Source organism: Bradyrhizobium sp. BR 1432, assembly GCF_051547705.1.
GTDB classification, from domain to species: domain Bacteria; phylum Pseudomonadota; class Alphaproteobacteria; order Rhizobiales; family Xanthobacteraceae; genus Bradyrhizobium; species Bradyrhizobium zhanjiangense.
On sequence record NZ_JBPUGF010000003.1, the window covers coordinates 3,674,267 to 3,691,732 of the forward strand.

Genomic DNA, 17,466 nt, shown 5'->3' on the forward strand with positions numbered 1-17,466 from the left:
TGAAACCATTTTCCCTGGGCTGCGAAGTCGGCCTGAAACAAACGAGGCCCACCCTCCTCCCTTCCAGCGCATGTCCCAGAAGGGGAACTATCTCAATGATTAGCCCAACGTGGACTCGCAAAGCACGCAAGCTCGTTGTCGTAAATTTGCTGATCGGCGCGGCCGCTCTGTTAGGGTTGGCCGCTCACGAGCCAGTCTCAAGTGCTGCTCTCGGTAGTGAATGGCAATGCAGCAGGGCGGCATTTGTCCTAACGACGTGTCAGCACGTGGCTGCCGAAGTTGTGACGCAAAAAACGACCGCTCTCGATTAGTCGACAGCACGACCATGCGTTACGTGGCATATGCAGTCGATCTCTGGGGCGTCGCTCATGCGACCTATGAGTTGGAGTGCGGCTGCGACGATGATGCTAAGCGTCGAGCTGTGAAATTCCTCGAAGCGCACCCGGTGACAGAGGTCTGGAGCGGTCCCCGGCGGGTCGCAAGATTCACGATGGATACCGCAGGCGGGGCGCCGGCTACGGCGGAAGCCAACCAGCGCCGAAGAACCGGGTAGGACTTTGCTCCCCACCTGATGTCCTCCGAAGCAGCGGCCGGTCCGGCTCCCTCGCCCTATCCTTATCCATCTTGAAACAAGATCAAGCCTCTCTAAGTCTTGCGCCGGAGGGGCTCCTCCGACCTCTTTTGGAAAGGATTGCTCGTGACCGTCGAGGATGACGATGATGACACTCGAAGAAAAGCTCGCCCGCTTGCGCACCCACCGCAATAACATTCACCGCTACCACCGGCTGCTCAAGGCCCGCCTTTCCGATCTGGAGCGCGAGTACATTGAAAGCCGTCTCTCCGAGCAACGCGCAGACCGAGCTCCTTGGCAACCGATCCAATCGATCGACCGCTCGATACCGCCAGCTCAACCGCCTGGCGCTTGTAGTCGTCCGTGAACGACCGACGTTGACGTCCTTGCATTCGACACCTCCGGGCTCTCTGAGCCTACTACAGGTGTCCACTGATTCGGAGGAGGTTCAAGTGTTTGACGTCTATCGCAATGGCAAGCGGGAATTGCTCGTTCGAAGCACAGGAGCTACGACACCCGAAGGTTCCCCTGCAAACAATTGGCGCAAGAGCAGAAACGGAATCCGCAAAATAAGCGACGCAATTAGGTCAACCGTCCAGAACGGTATTACGTCCCTAGCCTAGAGGTCACCAACAAGGAATGATTAGTTTGAGCGCATCGGCCAGCGGAGGTGCTCCACGAGCAATTCGACAGTGTCGCCAGGACTACCCCGTCGTTGCAGCCGTACCTGGCGTTCCATGCCCGGAAACGTCCGCCAGCAGTTGCCGAGACCCCTGCGCTCGCGGTTCGATCTTTCCTGAGCCCTAACCTGCTCTCGCCTGTGGCAGTGGCGGAGACCAGCGAAGCTAAAGCTTACGGTAAGTAATGTGCGCCGTCGCAAATGGGATGCCAGCACGGCCAGCACGGCCGCGGACTATGCAAGCTCGTTCATCGATTCCATAAAACCAATCGTCGAAGTTCAGCTTGAACGATTTACCGCCCCCTTGCGGTGTATCGCGCGTATACTTCCAATGGAATGCGCAACCGGCTTGCTCGCCGATGGCCTCACCTTCCAGTCGGTTTTCCAAGCCGGTGTACTTGCCTTCCTCACCTTTTCGGATCGTCCAATGCAGAGTGTCGGTATGACCATCGTCAAATGTATATGCCTCGACGAACAGCACTGTATCAGTGTCGGCATCTAGTTCGCCGTGGCCAGCAATTGTTGCGCGCTTCAGTAGTCCGCCAACTAGACTTTCTAACACTGCCCAACCTTCTAGCCGCCCTACGAAAAAGCGTTCTGGAAGAAACAGCGGCGTTGTTCCTCTAAAAGCATCGATCGCCATTGGTAGACCCTTCGAAATGCATCTAGTAAACTAAATCTCCTTTCTCCGGCCGGTTCCTACTTGGCTCTCCGGCACATGCTCCGCTCGGAGCGCTCAACCATCCACAGCCTGCTCTTGCATTTATACGATCGGAATACCGCTCGGCAGTCGGTTCACTGTTGATGCCGGGTTTATCGCAGGCGTCACCGGCATAGCTTTCTTTGGCGGCGTTGCGATGGCCTCTTCTTGTCTTGAAACTTCGCGACTTCGGGCGGATACTTGGATCAAGTCCTTGGCCATCATCATTCCGAGGAAGACGATCATGGCGATCCAGATCGTGATGGATAGTACCGGCGACAGCCGTCACTTTTTCAATCCAGACGACGCACGAGAGCTCGCGAAGGCGAAGCGGCGGTTCTACGAACTGACCGATGCCGGCTTCACCGCGGCGGTCCGGACGGGTCTGGGTCAAGTATCGCAAATGCGATCGTTTGCCCCGAACGCGGAAGAAACCGTCTTCTTCCCCAGGCTGGTCGGCGGGTGATCGGCCCGCGCCATGTTGGGCTTCAGATCATCTCGCCGACATGAACGCCGGCGCGCGAGAGCCATTCGGGCTCTCTTCATCAGGTACGGCGCCGAGAGAACTCCGGAGGGCCGCTCGCTGCAGCTCTTGCGGACGTGGCTATCGCCCGCCCAGCGTGCACAGTTCGCGGGAAAGGGCTATTTCGAGGTCATCGGTGGCGACCTGGCAGGCAATATCGGATCTACGCGGGCGCGTCGACGAACGTCTGCGAGATCGACGAAAAGGGCCGCCCTACGCGCGGCCTGTGTTTCATGCCGCGTGGTAATCTGCCGGTCGGAGATCCAGCCGCCGGCTTCGGCGTTGGAACCAGGGTGCCGTTGTCGAGCGACCACAGGTAGTTTTCGGTATCGATGCCGTGCGTGGCCTTGACGTCAAGCCAAAACTGCGTGTTGGCCTCTTGCACGGTACCGTTTAAAACCCCAACCACGACGTTCACGCCGTCAATCAACGCCTTGAGCTGCGCGCCGCGGTTGGCGAGTTCGCCCGACAGGTCCAGGGGTTCGGGGTGGATGCCGGCCGGAATGCCGGCGTCGGCGGCTGCCTGCGCTGTTATGCTTTCCCAAAAGATCGCGCTGGAATGCTGCGAGAATCGTGCGCTGGAGGTAGCCAGAAGGTTCGCACCGACCAGTTTCATGTTTCGGCGAAGCCGGCTCCTTGGTTGAGCCGCCACGGTCCTCGTTTGGGCATCGGCTTGTGCCGTATCGGAGATTCAGGGCGTGCCGAATGGATCGGGACACCTGTCTGCAAGGCCCGCTTGAAGACAGCAACTAAGCTGAAAAATTCAAGGCTACGCCGCTGTCAGTGTAGAGTTTTAGACTGCCGTCTCCTTCGAGAGGCTCCGACGCGGTCCCGACGGAGCATGAGATGCATGTTGCAGAGGACGTCAGTTGGCTCGCACAGGATCTCGCCCGACCGCCGAACTGGCCGAGGCATGAACGCAGTTCGAATTCTGCGTTTCGGCGGTGCGTAGACCGACGGCCCCTCCCCCGTTCGCTCGACCGAAGGATCAGCCCCTCCTATTGGCGAAGCCAAACCAGGCGAATGGGAGTGCGAGGACGCAGAGCGCCGCCATAGGAAAGAACGCCGCCCCGGCATAGGAAGCATACAGTTGGCCGGACAAGAAGGTTAGTACTGCCGTTAGCAACCCTGAGCCAAACGCATAGAGAGATTGCGCAGTTGCGGCGACGCTTGCTGCGACCAGCGTCCCCATCATTCGCATGCAAGCGAGATGAAGCAGGGCGAACGTTAGTCCGTGCAACGGCTGTATCAGCGAGAGCAGCAATACGGAGGTGGTCACGCCCGCTACGCACCAGCGGACGATTCCGGCCGCAGCCGCCAAGATAGCCGCGCCACGCACGCCAAACCTATCCAGAAGCGCTGGACCGGCCAGCATGAACACCAACACTTCAGCAACCACCGCTTCCGACCACAGGAAGCTAATCGCCGAGGTGCTGATGTCCGCATCGCTCCACCTGATCACTGCAAATGCATCGTGCACGGCATGACTGCCATAGATCAAAGCTGATGCGATGATCATGATGCGAAATTGCGATACGCTGATCAGGGCTTTCATCTCTGACACAGCGAAGAATGGCGACCTCTGCGATCGGACTTGCCCAGGTAGCAATGCAGTGGCGCCAGCGGCGGCGATCAGGAAGGCAGCGTTCATCCAGATAACCGGGGTGAGATCGGCGGGGCTTACGAGTTGTGCGGCGACCAGTGTTCCCAGGACGAAAGCCGCGGAGGCAGCCCCCCGTATCCACCCGTACTCGAATGGCCTTCCCGCCAACCGAGGCCTCGCTGTATTGACCGATAACGCATCAGCGATCGAGGTGGTGGGGGCGAGAGCGGCAGCCTGAACCAACGCGACAAGAAGCAAGAACCAGAATTTATCGGCCCAAAACAATGCGACGGCTGCTGCGGCCGCCACGGCAGCACAGCCCGCGAGCACGAGGCGCAATGACCCGAGCCGATCCGCCAGCATAGCAACTAACGGTCCGGAAACGAGCCGCGTCAGGATTGCGGCAGCGAGGATCAGAGCGATCTGCTGAGTCGCCAGAGTTCGCGTTTCGAAAAATTTTGGCCAGAACGGAGATGCGGCGCCGAACGCCGCGTAGAGGGCGACGTACAGGACTATATAGGCGATTGGTGCGGGAATGCGCACAGGGGCCTTATCGGTGCTTTATAGCCTGCATGGCGTGCGAACGATGGAGCCAAGGCGCAAGTCAAATCGGAGCACTGGCTCCGAAAGCGAAGTTTGGCCGCACAGTCCACTCGGATCAAGTCGATCCGCACGTCCTGTTCGCGATCTGACGGCCTCCTTCTCTGTTCCGGGCGGCTCCGAACGAGTACTGTAGGTAAGTCATGCCGACCAACCACTACTTCGCTCAGAACGAAAGGGCCTAGCTTGAGACCCTGATCAGAGGGACTTCCAGCGATGCCATCCCGCCGACACGCGGGACGATTCTCAAGCGCTTGAAACTCCCGTCCATTCCGGCCGTTAATTCCGCGGTCTTTGCCTACCAGCTTGGCGTTTATACCTCTGTTGCGTTGGAGTTTCCGGTGCCGGCCTCCCGACCCTACTGGAAGGGCTATCTGAAGCTGTCCTTCGTCTCATGTCCTGTTGCGCTCTATCCCGCAATCTCGGCGGCCGAGCGTATCTCGTTTCGGCAGGTCAACCGCCGAACGGGCCATCGCCTCAAACACAGACTGATCGATTCAGTCACAGGCCAAACCGTTGATGCAACAGACAGGACGCGGGGCTATGAGGTCGGTGAGAACGACTTTCTGCTGGTCGAGGACCGAGACCTTGAGCGGGCGAGACGCATGCGCTCGGGGCCTGGTGAGGAGGAGCTTACCACGCCACCCCACCGTATAAGCCCGCCAACGGCTCCGGCCGACCTTGGCGACCAGGCCGACGAAGGCGCCTCCGACTATGAGGATGAAGACGAGGAGCAGGAGGAAACTGTCCCTCGCCCGCGGCCGCAGAATACACGCACGATCCAGATCGAACGCTTCCTTCCCGCAGGGCAGATCGATGCGCGATATTTTGAGAAGCCGTACTACATCGTGCCGCGCGAGAAGATCAGTCAAGACTCGTTTGCGGTGATTCGAGACGCAATGAGGCGGGAGGTCGTTGCCGGACTTGCGCGCGTGGTGCTGTCCTCGCGCGAGCGGCCAGTTCTGCTCGAACCGGCAGGCCGCGGCCTTCTCGGCGTGACGCTGCGCTTCGCGCAGGACATCCGGAATGAGGCGGACTATTTCAGCGAAATTCCGGAAATGAAGCTGCCGTCCGAAATGCTGAAGCTCGCGCAGCACATCATCCGAACGAAGTCGGCCGACTTCGATCCCGCTATGCTGGAGGATCACTACCGCAGAGCGCTCGTGCGCATCCTGCGGGGGAAGCAGGCGAAACGCCCAGTGCAGCCGCCATCGAGCAAGCCATCACGCGAGAACGTCGTCAACCTCATGGAGGCGCTCCGCCGAAGCGTCGCCGCAGAGCGTCCCGACCAGCCTGCGGGCCGGCGCGGCACGGGGAAACCGACCCCCGCAAAGCGCGGCGTGCGCCACCACAAAGCCGGATGACCGCGCGCAGGCCGCGCGCCGTCGTCGCCAGAGCTAAGCGTTGCCTAGGCTTGGGATCAGGTCGACAGCTCAGGCCCTCATGCCTCTATCAAAACCTTATGGAACCGCCGTTCATCGCAAAAGTTCATTTAGCGCATGAAAGGAGCCGGTGTGTTGCTGGTCGAGCCACCTGATAGCGCGCAGGCGATCGTCGACCCGCGGGATGCCGCCGACTCTGCAGGCCTAAGATATGTTTCCGACGAACGAGCGGGTATTCGTCGCAAGAAGGTGGGGACCGGCTTCAGCTACATTCGGCCCGATGGCTCAAGGCTCATCGACCCTGACGCGCTGAAGCGGATCCGGGCACTGGCGATCCCGCCCGCCTGGACTGACGTGTGGATTTGCCCGTTTCCGAGTGGTCACATTTAAGCGACCGGTCGTGACGCAAAGGGACGCAAGCAATATCGCTACCATGCGCGCTTCCGTGAGGTGCGGGAGAGCACGAAGTACGAGCATGTGGTTGCGTTTGCCGATGCGCTGTCATCCATCCGACAAACCGTTCGCGAGCACATGGCATTGCGCGGCCTGCTTCGGGAAAAGGTCCTGGCAACGGTCGTGCATCTCCTGGAGACCACGCTGATCCGCGTAGGAAATGATGATTACGCCAGGCAGAACAACAGCTATGGCCTGACCACGCTGAAGAATCGGCACGTCGCGGTCGAGAAAAACGAGGTGCGTTTCCGCTTCACAGGCAAGAGCGGCAAGCAGTGGTCGTTGCGTGTACGAGACCGCCGCGTCGCTAAGATCATCAGGGCCTGTCAGGAGTTACCCGGGCAGGAACTGCTTCAGTACCTCGACGAACAAGGCAATTGCCGGGATGTCACATCAACCGACGTCAATAAGTACCTCAATGAAATCACAGGGAAGGATATCACAGCCAAAGATTTCCGAACCTGGGCCGGGACCGTGCTGGCGGCCATGGCACTGAGTGAACTTCGGAGCTTTGACAGCGCCGCGGAGGCCAAGCGCAATCTTCGCAGTGCGATCGAAAAAGTCTCCGCACGGCTTGGCAACACGCCCACGATCTGCAGGAAGTGCTACATCCACCCTGAGGTGCTGAACTGCTACTTGGACGGCATCCTGGTCCTCCAGGTCAAGTCACAAGCCGAGACCGAGCTTCGGAACGCGATGGAAAATCTAAAGCCCGAGGAAGCCGCCGTGCTCGCCTTGCTGCGCGGCCGGCTCGCCAAAGAGGCGGACAGCGCCGGTGCCGAAGGGTTTTCAGGCAAACGCCGAGCGCCCGCTCCTTGACGGCGAGTTTGTCCAACCCTGTAAGGGCACAATTGGCAGTCCTTTCGATTGACGTTGCTGCTAACGATGAACACCGGTTCGGTTAGCTTCAGGAACAAAGCCCGGCCGCCTCGATTGCCGCTCCATGAAGTGGCTCCTAGGCATCGTTGCGGTCCTCCTGCTCTGCCTTGTGGTGTATGCCGGATTGGCTTTCGTTTTCCGCGTTGGATCTCGTTTCGGCCGTTCGGACCGGAGACGCCACTCAAGTCATGGCGCGAACGGATTTGCCGAGTATCCGCCATTCCCTTGTCGATCAGGTTGTGTCCATCTACCTCGATCGACTTGCCCAAAAGCGGTCGGTGCGCCCATTCGAGCGAATGGCGATAAACGCGTTCGGCGCAACGATCGCCGATGATCTCGCGATCAAGCTCATGACGCCGGAAAACCTGTCCGTACCTTTGAAGAGCGGTACTGTTCGCAACGCCGCGGAGAACATCACTTTCGGAACGATGTCTTCATTGGCCGAGCTCGACATCTCGAATATCTTCGTTTTCGCCGGACGGATCACTCTGGTGGAGCCTCTCGAGTTTGCGTTGCGGCTTGGCGAGAGTCAGGACGCAGGTACCGTCAGCATGCATCTCTACGGGACGACCTGGAAGCTCTCGGGGATTGCGCTACCGCCGGAGGTCTTAGCGAACTTGGCTGACCGACTGCCGACGCGGTGACCCCCTTGCGCCAGCCCTCCCGCGCTCTCTTCCGTGACTGGCTGCACTTCGCTGGCACGGTTCTTGCCAATCCAGCCTATCTCCATCGGTCCTGGCAGGGAGCCGTTTCGCGATGAAATAGAAATCTCGAATCCCAAAGCCGCGCAAGCCTACTCTGGCACACATGGGCTCCGATCTGGTGAGATTGCGTAAAGCCATGGAGGACCTCGAGGGGCTGAGAAAGAAGGTTCGGCTCGCCGAGGCCGCACGAAGGTTGCACTAAGCCTCGGCGGTTCGGGCCCCTTGATGACCCCGGGTAGCAACGCTGCGGGGTGGTACCGCATTCGCTGATATGGAGCGGTTCTCTTTACATTTGACAGTGGTGGCCGCATTCACCATTTGGCCTCATCGCTGGCTATTGCATTAGGGCACTCATTTCCGCAAAGCGTCGAGCAAGCGGCCCGCCGCAGGCGCCGTGATTTCAAATGACGCCGAGGTCCAACTGTTCGCGGTGCCCCGAAGTACGAAATAGGAGGCACATGGCCGCCCGCTCGTTACTGCCTCAGCTGGAGCTGCTCCAGTCCATCCTCGATCACGACGCGCACTCTGGCATCGGCTCGAGCTGACGACAGTAGCATCGATCTACGACGAACTCCCACCCGAGACGTGGATGGCGGTCATCGTGTGGCATTCGGAAAGAGCTTATGCGGCGAACCGATCCGGAAAGCCGCCCAGCAATTCATCCAGTAGCCGCTGCTCGCGTTCGATCCGGCTTCGGTAGAGCTGGCGCTCGCTCTCGGTTTTGGCGCTCGCCAGTAGCAGCCGATAGTGTCCGATGACCTTTTCGCTGCCGCGGATCAGGAGGTCGCGAACGTCGCTCATCACTCGGCCCCAATTCGTGCGGAGCGAGCGGGACCTTCCGGCAGCATAAACGCGACGGGGAAGGTCTCTGCGGCGAGGGATTGAACTGCGGCCTGCTCCTCGGCGAGGCGGCGTTCGATGAATTGGCGTTCAAGCTCCGATAGCTTCGTCCGAAGCAGTCGCTGGTAGCGGTGGATGTTGTTGCGGTGCGCGCGAATGCGGGCCAGATCTTCATCGAGCATCGTCGTCACTCCTGACGGTCGTCGCGGTCCTTGTGTTGAGAAGAAGGGAAGAGAATCCCAGCGGAAAAATATTCGGGCGCGGATCACTGTCAAGACGCCTCTTGCCGCGCATCCGAGTCCTTCAGGAAGGTGGCGCAGGGCGCGCCATCACCGGCAAATTTTTTGCGATCCACCGCTTGAAACGACCTTCCGTTTATCTAAGTCATTTTTCGCCGCGAGAGCGGTGTGCCGGGCGCCTCATCGGGCCCGGTGCGGGCGCCGGGCCGGTGTCTTCGGACCCCGTCTGAAACCCCTGTCTTGCGCTCCTTCGTATCCATCTTGCTCTTTGGAGGACTTGGTTATGAGGACGACCTTCGACTTCGCGCCCCTGTGGCGCTCCACCATCGGCTTCGACCACCTGGCAGACCTCGTCGATAGCACCATGCGCCAGGCGACCGAGGACCACTACCCCCCGTACAACATCGAACGGTCCGGCGAGGACCACTACCGGATCTCGCTCGCCGTCGCCGGCTTCGGAGCCGACGACATCACCGTGACGGCCGAACAGAACGCGCTCACCATCGATGGCAGGAAGCCCGAGAAGGCGGCCGGCGAATATCTCTACCAGGGGATCGCCGCACGTCCATTCAGGCGCGTGTTCAATTTGGCTGACTACGTCCAGGTGAAAGAGGCCGCCTTCCGCGACGGATTGCTGATCATCGATCTCGTCCGCGAGGTGCCGGAAGCCATGAAACCGCGCCGGATCCAGATCGCAGGCGGTGCTTCTCCGTCGCAGATCGAGCAGAAGGCAGCCTGACGCCAGTCAAGGTTCGATGGCGGAACGCGGCACGCAAGCGCAGCCGCGCTCCCCGCCGCATGCAACGAAGGAGAACATCATGGCAATTCGTGATCTCATCCCCGGTCGCGGAATCAGGAACTTGCGCCGACGCGCGGCAACTACGACCCCTTCATGGCGCTTCATAGCGAGATGAACCGCCTCTTCGACGATGTCTTCGGCGGGACGGGTCTGGCGCCGCTGATGGAAGGGCAATTCGGCTGGCCCAAGATCGAGCTCAGCGAGACGGACAAGGCGCTGACGATCTCGGCCGAACTGCCCGGCATGAGGGAGAAGGACGTCCAGATCGAAATCGCCGGTGGCGTCCTGACCATCCGCGGGAAGAAGAAGGCCGAGCGCAGCGACGAAGGCAGGTACTTCACCGAGCGTACCTACGGCCTTCGAGCGGCGGATCCCGCTCGAGGACGTCGAAGAAGACAAGGCCGAGGCGTCGTTCAAGAACGGCGTCCTGACCGTGTCGCTGCCGAAGTCGGAAAATCCGCGTGCGGGCGTCAAGCGCATCGCGATCAACACCCAGTAGCAATCCGGACGGCGGCGTGGCCGCCGTCCGGCACCAACTCGAACCGATCCCGAAGAAAAGGAGCGTAAGGGAGGCAACCGATGGCCAACGCCAACACAAACACCGGCAATCTCGATCCCCTCTTCCATCCGGCCGCGCACTATGCATCTGCGGACGACGTCCTCAACGACGATGAGCTCTCCGTGCCGGAAAAGCGGTCATCCTGTCGTCTTGGGCGTCCGACATGTTCGCAGTGGAATTCCTGCCCCGCGCTACGCGAGATACCCGGCATGGTTCGCGCGATCCGGCTCGTCGACATCCTCGCCGCGCTGCGGCGGCTCGACGGCGACGACGATGACCCGTCGCGCGGCGACGTTGTGCCGATGCGGCTGCGGCGGACTTGGGCCGCCGCGCTGCGGAGGTCAGCATGATACTCACGCAGGCCGTAGTGACGATGGTTCTGCTCGGGCAGGCTTCGGCGATGTGGGCCGTTCCGTTCACTACGTTCATGAGCGAGTCGAAAGGCCGGCTCGCGCAGCAAGCGCAGGCGACGACGCTATTCGCGCGTGCGGCGCAGGGCAGCCTCGAGCTTTTCCTTCTGCTTCTCCCAGCGAGTTCTCGTCGTCCTAGGCTCGCCTCTGGAGTGCGGTCCGTTCTCTTCGATCAAGTCAACCTCGGACTCATTGGAGGGGGCCGCGATCGCCAGATCGTAGAAGCCCAGTGAGGCCTGAGATGTCTTGAGCGTCCTAGCCATGAAGCATGCAGACTCGCAAGTCTCTTAGCGCCGGCGCGCGACCCAAACACCGAGCAGGAACGCGACGAAGAGCGACTGCAACGGGGCCTTCACCGTTACCTCGCGCAGCCGGCCGGCCCAGCGCATCGCGGCGTCAGACGAAGGCGACTGGAGCGGTTGCCGCCTCCTTCCCGCCTCCGCCGAGGCGCCGGGCCCCGCACCGGAAACCTGCTCGACGCCGTCGGCATCGCTCACAAGCCCCGAGGCTTCCGTCATCGCCGAGGCTTCCCTCATATCCATGCGGCTCTCCTATTCTGGCTTCACGCAGACTTGCGCGGCGGCTACGGCCGCCGGCTTCTTCGCCGCCGCTTCCTTCGCCGGCTTCTTGCCGGCGATCGGCATAAGCATCTCCGGTTGCCCCACCGCCGCCTTCTTCCCTTTCTTGGCCGGCTTCTTCGGAGCCTTGGTCTCGGCGGAGGCACCGCCGACACTCCGGCGCAGCGCCTCCATCAGGTCGACGACGTTGCCGGCAGCGGGCCGCTCCTTCGGCGTGATCGGCTTACCGCACGTGATCTAGAGCAGAACGTGCACGGCTACGGCGCGCGAGACAAGCTCGCGTTCAGCTCGGCCATTGCTTAAAGCCGGATCGTGGAGCCTCCTGAGCTGTCCATTGTGGCGCGCGCCAACATTCGTGAAGCCTTCTCCGAGCGTACCGCGCGCCGGAGCTACCAGGTCCTACTAATAGAATTGTCGCCTCAGCTTTAAAATCGAAGCGTCTACTTTACTGCTAAACAGACGCGTACGAAGTGCCGCCGACCGACATCCCACGCAATTTGAGTAGCTCACGATGAACGCGGGCGTGTCCATCCGATCGCTGCTCATTTGGTCGGTTCGGGACGCGAACTTCCTACGGTAGCCGGAATTTTATACTCGCCGCGGAGTTCATCCCACAAGGCCGTGTCGCTGACCAGCACGACGTGGTACTCACCGCGACCCGTGATCCCTGCATATTTTCCCGTGCCGCCAGTAAACTCGAAGGTGCCGCGGAACTCCTTCGGCTTCGCGTCTTTCAAGACGTACCTGGCAAAGACCTTGGATCCGTCGCCCTCTGTGAAGGTCTTATGGCCGCCACTGGAAGTGCCAGCATCCGTCAGATCAACAACCTGATAGCGAGCTTTGTCGAGGAAGGGCTTGCCATCGGCATTGAACACGGCGCCGTCGTATTCGGTGACCGAGACCGTATGGTCAGCCCTGTCTTCGAGCTTCACGCTCTTGCTGGACAGGGTGACCAGAACGGCTCGACCGAACCATTGGCCCGCTTCTTCTGCGAAGCCCGGAACAGCGGTCGCCGGGACTGCCAAAGCGAGCACAACACAACCGCACATCCACGATGAATTGAGATGATACCTCATGGTTTCCTCCCAGATGGTTGCGGGTTAACGGTGTCGAGCAAAGACCTCTGTGTGTGAATTTCCAATGCGTCTATAAGACGCGTGATCTCCATGTCTCACCGGTCCGGTAGGCTGACCCAACTCTTCGACAAGCAACCTCGGGCGGTAAGCGCGGTGAAGAAGTAGATCCAGACGTGGGAAAATCATGGTCGCCCAGAAGATCGCGGTGAGGTGCACAGCCCGGAGGTTCGCTTCCGACAGTTTCCAGTAAGCACGGCCAGGCAAGCACACCTCTAGGCTAAGTGCGAAGCTCGCCCCTACGCTGTTTCGGCGGCGACTTGGCCGCTGGCTTGTTGCTGTCGATTGCCCGTGATCTTGTATCATGCAGTTCAAATCCGGCACGCGGTGGATTCTTCGACCCGCACGAATAACGCCAGTACCGGATACCGCGCGGGTCGTCGCGGAGCTACTTGCGACCTAGCTCACGGAGCCGGTATGCCGCCGTAATGGTGTCAACCGAGCGGGCCATCGCAGCGAGCAGTTCCAACTGCTCTCGCTACCGTACTTCGGCGCACCTCGCGGTCGACCGCCGCCGGTGCCCTAAGCCGCCGCCTCAGTCGGCCGACCGCGGCGATGCCGGCCCGCACCGCGCGTTCGGCTTCATCCTCATGGGCGCGCGGTGCTTCACGCATCGCACCCTCCGCTTCGGTGCGAGGGTCAACATCTGGACACATCGCATATCGTATCACGCCGTGATCCTGAGGCATGCTATGTGCGTCAGATCGGCTAGGGAGTGACGCTGCGTCATGGCGCGAGCACAAGCGGATTACGGCCAAATCGCGTGACCGGCCGCCATCCACGACGCTTTCGCCTACTTCGCCGCTGTGCGACTCCGGCGCGCAAGACGATCGGTGCGTTCGCAGGTCGCAGTGAAACTACAGGCCGAGCCCAGCAGCATGAGGAACAGTGCCCGACTTGCCTGGTATCTGGCCGCCGCTCTGCTGGTTTCCGATCCCTGCATGAGCAGTCGGCCATTGGACGTGCAGAGATACCACCTGAATGTCCGGCGGCGCTGCCTCAGATGGATTTCGAAGAGCGGCAGGTGATCGGGCATGGCCTTCTTGTCGGCAATATACTTCCGTGGTCCTCGATGCGTTACGCGGGGTTCAAAAGTTCACGAAAAAAGTTTTGAAACCGCAAAGGATCGAAGATAGCCTCTCGCAATCGGAGCCCGGTTGCAAAGACCGACAGACCGGCACCAAGCCGCCCGATCTTCGGCTCCGGATAGATGTGTCAATGGGGCCGCGTGCGGAGCGCACTTTCCGCATTCGAGGGTCAGGATGTCTGCCGCACCCAGCAGAATAGCCCTCTTCATCGACGGCGCCAATCTTTACTTCACGACCAAGACGCTCGGCTTCGATATCGATTACAAGCGCCTTCTGAAGGAGTTTCAGGGACGGGGCATGCTACTTCGCGCTTTCTACTATACGGCCGTCATCGAGGATCAGGAGTTCTCTTCGATCCGACCGCTGGTCGATTGGCTCGACTACAACGGCTACACCGTACCAAGGCGACCAAGGAATTCGTCGACGCCTCCGGACGCCGTAAGGTCAGAGGCAACATGGACATCGAGCTCGCGGTCGATGCCATGGAACTTGCCGGACAGATCGACGAGATAATCCTGTTCTCCGGCGATGGTGAGTTTCGATCTCTGGTCGCGGCAGTGCAGCGCCGCGGAGTCAGGGTCTCGGTAGTCTCAACCATCGCCACCCAGCCACCGATGGTCGCCGATGAGCTGCGCCGCCAGGCAGACGTCTTCATCGATCTAGCGGAGCTGCAGGCCAAAGTCGGTCGCGATCCGTCCGAGCGGCAAGCGGCACGCGAACGCGGCGAGGCGCGTGGGCAGCAGCGCCAGATCCCGTCTAGACCGCGCGGCGAAGATGATGCATTCGATCGCTGAATGTCGCGTTAGCGTTTTGGAGGCTCTCGTCGCCAAGAAGGGTGATTTCCGCCTGATCGCCGAGCAGTGCAGCGACGTGGTGATGCGCGTTGGGCTCGACGAGCGCATTCTCTACGCCACTCCCTCATGCGCCCGCATCCTCGATTGGAACCCGGCGTGGCTACTGGGGACCTCAGCTCTCGAAGGCGTCAATCCGGACGACCGGCCGCGCGTGGAGCAGGTCGTTGCGGCATTGAAGGCCGGAGAGGCCGAAGAGGCACGGATCATCTATCGCGCCAATCACCGTCAGAGGAAGGAGATCTGGGTCGAGACGGGGCTGCGGGTCACGCGGTCGTTGGAAACCCATGAGATTGACGCTGGCGATCTCGCGCGAGTGACCGAGCAGAAGGACCTGCAGGACAAGCTCGCCGCGTCCGACGGCCTGACGGGAATCGCCAACCGGCCATTTCGACGAGACGCCTTGCCGAGGAATGGGCGCGGGCCAAGCGCGACGGCACGCCGCTCTCGTTGCTGCTGGTCGATGTCGATCACTTCAAGAAGTTCAACGATCACTATGGCCACCGGCCGGCGACGCCTGCCTGCGCGCGCTGGCGCGGATCCTCTCCGCGCAGATCCGCCGGCCGGCCGATCTCGCCGCGCTATGACGGCGAGGAATTCGGCCTCCTGCTGCCAACCACCGACGCGGATGGCGGCGAGCTCGTCGGCGAGAACGTGCGCCGGGCGCTGCGCGACCTCGGCATGCTGCTCGCGCTGAACCTGCCGTCCAAGATCGTCACGGTGAGCCTCGACGGCGCGACCAACATGCTTTCCGAGGGTGCGATGGACTGCGGCTCCCTGGTAGCGGCGGCCGATCGCGCGCTCTACTCCGCCAAGGACAGCGGCCGCGACCGGCTCGTCATGTCAGGACAGGTGGTCACCTGGCCCGGCGCCAAGAGCGCCTGAGCCAGCCTCCGTCGCTGCGAAACCGACCGAAGAGGAACTCATTCTCCGCGGTGCGATTGAATTTCGCGGAGGAGTTCGATGGCCAAGATCCCGAAGTCGGATGCCCCGCCTGCGGATAACGGCGGATGGAGTTTGGCGGCAGCCCTGGGACTTCTTGCGGTCGCGTTTCTGTGGGATCGCCTCGCCCGAGAACGTAGCGCGGCCCGACAGAAGCGAAGCATTTCCTAAGAAGCAGGATGGCGATCGGGACGCTTCCCCGGCCGCCGTCGCGACGGAAGGCGATGACCGCGGCCGGCTCGCCGACGCACCCTCCGAGATTCCGCTGCGCGGATGGAAGGACATCCTGCTGCGGGTCTACGGCAACATCTCCGAGCACCGCGTCCTCGCCCTCGCCGCCGGCATGACCTAGTATAGCCTGCTCGCGATCTTCCCGGCGCTGGCGGCCCTCGTCGCAATCTATGGGCTCTTCTCGGATCCGGGCAGCATCGCCAACCACCTCGATCAGGTCTCCGGATTCATACCGGGCGGCGCCATCGACGTCGCCAGAGATCAGCTCACGCGCGTGGCCTCGAAGGGCAATCAGACGCTCGGCCTCACCTTCGCCATCGGCCTGGCGGTCTCGCTCTGGAGCGCGAACGCGGCCATGAAGTCGCTGTTCGACACGCTCAACATCGTCTACGGCGAGAAAGAGAAGCGAGGCTTCGTGAAGCTGAATGCGCTTTCCCTCTCCTTCACGCTCGCCGGCATCGCCTTCGTCCTGATCGCACTCACCGCGGTAGCGGTCCTGCCGGTGGCGCTGAACTTCGTCGGACTGTCGAACGCCGCCGATCTTCTCGTTCGCATCGCCCGGTGGCCCGCCATGTTCGTTGCGGTCGCGCTGGCGCTCGCGCTCACCTATCGCTTCGGACCAAGCCGCGAAGCGCCACGCTGGCGCTGGATCACCTGGGGCAGCGCAATCGCGACCGTCTTGTGGCTCGGCGCATCGGCGCTGTTCTCCTGGTACGCCGCCAACTTCGGCAAGTTCAATGAGACCTACGGCTCGCTCGGCGCCGCGATCGGCTTCATGACCTGGCTGTGGATCTCCGCGATCGTGATCCTGCTCGGAGCCGAGCTCGATGCCCAGATGGAGCACCAGACCGCGCGCGACACCACGACGGGCAGCGAGAAACCGATGGGCGCACGTGGCGCCAGGATGGCCGATACGGTAGGCGCGGCCCGCAGCGCCTGATGATTCAGGCGGCGGCCCGTGGCCGCGTTTCGAAGGTCCGGACGCCAAATGGCCGCAGACTGACAGCCTGCGGCCCACCGGCAAAAATATCAGCACGGATGAAATACGCCAGCCCCGGTGCTGCGGGATAGATAGCCCGTCGGCGGCGCGTTTTGGAGTCCGTGAGTCTACGGACAGGGCGGCCTCAAGAGCAAGGTGCGAGACCGCAATCACATCGGACCGGGTTCCCGCGATCAACCTTGCTTCAGCGCGTCCTTGACCTCGCGCACAGGCCAGCTTTCGCCGGCCGGTATGACGCGGACCTTAACGCCGCCGCCGACCAGCGCGGGCGAGGCCGCGTCATCGTCCGCCGCGGCGACTGTCAGATCAGTCTCGGGCTTCCAGGCGAGCGTGAGATCCAAATCGCCTGGAAACACCTGCCATTGCGATCCGTCTTCGAGCTCGACGATGTGGCTTTCGGAATGGGATCGGATCTTCATCACGCCGCATCCAGACTCCGCGGCGGGTCGTGCTGCACGAACGGGCGCCGCAGCCGGCCCGCCTCGTCACCGTGGCACCTTGAACACCTGAACCGGATATCCGGCTGCGCGGATGACGTCCGCTGCAGGTTCGCGGCCATGGGCCAGGCGCCACAGCGCGGGCATTTTTCCAAAAGGGTATCAGTTTCGATCATCGCGACGGCTCCTTCAAGGCGAGCCCCTGTGATTTCGAACGGCCTGGACTTGCGCAGGTTCCCGCTCGGAGGCGGTCTCGAGGCGGTCC

At 61.5% G+C, this 17,466-nt stretch carries 19 protein-coding genes and 6 pseudogenes; 12 read left to right on the forward strand and 13 right to left on the reverse strand.

Features of this window, described 5'->3' with window-relative positions:
- Positions 1-789: 789 nt before the first annotated feature.
- The 3 genes from ACSKB8_RS17640 to ACSKB8_RS17650 form a co-directional block, all read right to left on the reverse strand.
- Positions 790-963 carry a transposase gene (locus ACSKB8_RS17640; protein ID WP_438105453.1) on the reverse strand — a complete coding sequence of 58 codons (174 nt, stop codon included), beginning with the start codon at positions 961-963 and terminating at the stop codon, positions 790-792.
- 453 nt (positions 964-1,416) lie between these two features.
- Entirely contained in the window at positions 1,417-1,893 is a 477-nt protein-coding gene (locus ACSKB8_RS17645) for a DUF3833 family protein (protein WP_438105454.1), read from the reverse strand.
- A gap of 120 nt (positions 1,894-2,013) precedes the next feature.
- Positions 2,014-2,196: a hypothetical protein gene (locus ACSKB8_RS17650; protein ID WP_438105455.1), complete on the reverse strand. Its 183-nt coding sequence runs from the start codon at positions 2,194-2,196 to the stop codon at positions 2,014-2,016.
- Between ACSKB8_RS17650 and ACSKB8_RS17655 the strand changes: the two genes are divergently transcribed.
- Entirely contained in the window at positions 2,195-2,416 is a 222-nt protein-coding gene (locus tag ACSKB8_RS17655) for a hypothetical protein (RefSeq protein WP_438105456.1), read from the forward strand. The two genes, ACSKB8_RS17650 and ACSKB8_RS17655, sit on opposite strands and share 2 nt — an antisense overlap.
- 220 nt (positions 2,417-2,636) lie before the next feature.
- Here the strand turns inward: ACSKB8_RS17655 and ACSKB8_RS17660 are convergent, their stop codons facing one another.
- Both ACSKB8_RS17660 and ACSKB8_RS17665 read right to left on the reverse strand, forming a co-directional pair.
- On the reverse strand, positions 2,637-3,089 hold the full coding sequence (locus ACSKB8_RS17660) for a hypothetical protein (protein ID WP_438105457.1): 453 nt from the start codon (positions 3,087-3,089) through the stop codon (positions 2,637-2,639).
- A gap of 372 nt (positions 3,090-3,461) precedes the next feature.
- The gene (locus ACSKB8_RS17665) at positions 3,462-4,619 is read right to left on the reverse strand and encodes an MFS transporter (RefSeq protein ID WP_438105458.1); all 1,158 of its coding nucleotides are present in this window, start codon (positions 4,617-4,619) and stop codon (positions 3,462-3,464) included.
- 398 nt (positions 4,620-5,017) lie between these two features.
- On the opposite strand from ACSKB8_RS17665, the gene ACSKB8_RS17670 reads away from it, so the two are divergent.
- The 3 genes and pseudogenes from ACSKB8_RS17670 (at position 5,018) to ACSKB8_RS17680 (ending at position 8,034) form a co-directional block, all read left to right on the forward strand.
- Complete coding sequence (locus ACSKB8_RS17670; RefSeq protein WP_438105459.1) at positions 5,018-6,040, forward strand: Ku protein; 1,023 nt, start codon at positions 5,018-5,020, stop codon at positions 6,038-6,040.
- 135 nt (positions 6,041-6,175) lie between these two features.
- Positions 6,176-7,330: pseudogene (locus ACSKB8_RS17675) on the forward strand (DNA topoisomerase IB).
- Between the two features lie 248 nt (positions 7,331-7,578).
- Positions 7,579-8,034 carry a hypothetical protein gene (locus ACSKB8_RS17680; protein ID WP_438105460.1) on the forward strand — a complete coding sequence of 152 codons (456 nt, stop codon included), beginning with the start codon at positions 7,579-7,581 and terminating at the stop codon, positions 8,032-8,034.
- A gap of 681 nt (positions 8,035-8,715) precedes the next feature.
- Here ACSKB8_RS17680 and ACSKB8_RS17685 read toward each other — a convergent pair.
- Together ACSKB8_RS17685 and ACSKB8_RS17690 are read right to left on the reverse strand one after the other, a co-directional pair.
- Positions 8,716-8,895: a hypothetical protein gene (locus ACSKB8_RS17685; protein ID WP_438105461.1), complete on the reverse strand. Its 180-nt coding sequence runs from the start codon at positions 8,893-8,895 to the stop codon at positions 8,716-8,718.
- Positions 8,895-9,116, reverse strand: a complete 222-nt coding sequence (locus ACSKB8_RS17690) for a hypothetical protein (protein WP_438105462.1) — start codon at positions 9,114-9,116, stop codon at positions 8,895-8,897. Before ACSKB8_RS17690 ends, ACSKB8_RS17685 begins: the two co-directional genes overlap by 1 nt.
- A gap of 340 nt (positions 9,117-9,456) precedes the next feature.
- Between ACSKB8_RS17690 and ACSKB8_RS17695 the strand changes: the two genes are divergently transcribed.
- The 4 genes and pseudogenes from ACSKB8_RS17695 (at position 9,457) to ACSKB8_RS17710 (ending at position 11,174) form a co-directional block, all read left to right on the forward strand.
- Positions 9,457-9,912 (forward strand): Hsp20 family protein, encoded by a 456-nt coding sequence (locus ACSKB8_RS17695; protein ID WP_438105463.1) that lies wholly within the window; start codon positions 9,457-9,459, stop codon positions 9,910-9,912.
- 79 nt (positions 9,913-9,991) lie between these two features.
- Positions 9,992-10,471: pseudogene (locus ACSKB8_RS17700) on the forward strand (Hsp20/alpha crystallin family protein).
- Between the two features lie 80 nt (positions 10,472-10,551).
- The gene (locus ACSKB8_RS17705; protein WP_438105464.1) at positions 10,552-10,881 is read left to right on the forward strand and encodes a hypothetical protein; all 330 of its coding nucleotides are present in this window, start codon (positions 10,552-10,554) and stop codon (positions 10,879-10,881) included.
- Positions 10,878-11,174, forward strand: coding sequence for a hypothetical protein (locus tag ACSKB8_RS17710; RefSeq protein WP_438105465.1), 297 nt, complete (start codon positions 10,878-10,880; stop codon positions 11,172-11,174). Before ACSKB8_RS17705 ends, ACSKB8_RS17710 begins: the two co-directional genes overlap by 4 nt.
- A 54-nt stretch (positions 11,175-11,228) precedes the next feature.
- On the opposite strand, the gene ACSKB8_RS17715 is transcribed toward ACSKB8_RS17710, so the two are convergent.
- The 4 genes and pseudogenes from ACSKB8_RS17715 to ACSKB8_RS17730 form a co-directional block, all read right to left on the reverse strand.
- Positions 11,229-11,483: a hypothetical protein gene (locus tag ACSKB8_RS17715; protein WP_438105466.1), complete on the reverse strand. Its 255-nt coding sequence runs from the start codon at positions 11,481-11,483 to the stop codon at positions 11,229-11,231.
- A gap of 20 nt (positions 11,484-11,503) precedes the next feature.
- Positions 11,504-11,747: pseudogene (locus ACSKB8_RS17720) on the reverse strand (Ku protein); the annotation flags it as partial.
- Between the two features lie 314 nt (positions 11,748-12,061).
- Complete coding sequence (locus ACSKB8_RS17725; protein WP_438105467.1) at positions 12,062-12,595, reverse strand: hypothetical protein; 534 nt, start codon at positions 12,593-12,595, stop codon at positions 12,062-12,064.
- Positions 12,596-13,086: 491 nt separating this feature from the next.
- Positions 13,087-13,266, reverse strand: a complete 180-nt coding sequence (locus ACSKB8_RS17730; protein WP_438105468.1) for a hypothetical protein — start codon at positions 13,264-13,266, stop codon at positions 13,087-13,089.
- A gap of 648 nt (positions 13,267-13,914) precedes the next feature.
- On the opposite strand from ACSKB8_RS17730, the pseudogene ACSKB8_RS17735 reads away from it, so the two are divergent.
- The 4 genes and pseudogenes from ACSKB8_RS17735 (at position 13,915) to ACSKB8_RS17750 (ending at position 16,704) form a co-directional block, all read left to right on the forward strand.
- Positions 13,915-14,534 (forward strand): annotated as a pseudogene (locus ACSKB8_RS17735) (LabA-like NYN domain-containing protein).
- 82 nt (positions 14,535-14,616) lie between these two features.
- A pseudogene (locus ACSKB8_RS17740) lies at positions 14,617-14,871 on the forward strand (PAS domain-containing protein); the annotation flags it as partial.
- 170 nt (positions 14,872-15,041) lie between these two features.
- Positions 15,042-15,476: a GGDEF domain-containing protein gene (locus ACSKB8_RS17745; protein ID WP_438105469.1), complete on the forward strand. Its 435-nt coding sequence runs from the start codon at positions 15,042-15,044 to the stop codon at positions 15,474-15,476.
- A gap of 78 nt (positions 15,477-15,554) precedes the next feature.
- Positions 15,555-16,704 (forward strand): annotated as a pseudogene (locus ACSKB8_RS17750) (YihY/virulence factor BrkB family protein).
- A 233-nt stretch (positions 16,705-16,937) separates the two neighbouring features.
- Here the strand turns inward: ACSKB8_RS17750 and ACSKB8_RS17755 are convergent.
- Together ACSKB8_RS17755 and ACSKB8_RS17760 are read right to left on the reverse strand one after the other, a co-directional pair.
- Positions 16,938-17,183, reverse strand: coding sequence for a hypothetical protein (locus ACSKB8_RS17755; protein ID WP_438105470.1), 246 nt, complete (start codon positions 17,181-17,183; stop codon positions 16,938-16,940).
- A complete protein-coding gene (locus ACSKB8_RS17760; RefSeq protein WP_438105471.1) occupies positions 17,183-17,377 on the reverse strand; it encodes a hypothetical protein in 195 nt (64 codons plus the stop codon). Before ACSKB8_RS17760 ends, ACSKB8_RS17755 begins: the two co-directional genes overlap by 1 nt.
- Between the last annotated feature and the right edge of the window lie 89 nt (positions 17,378-17,466).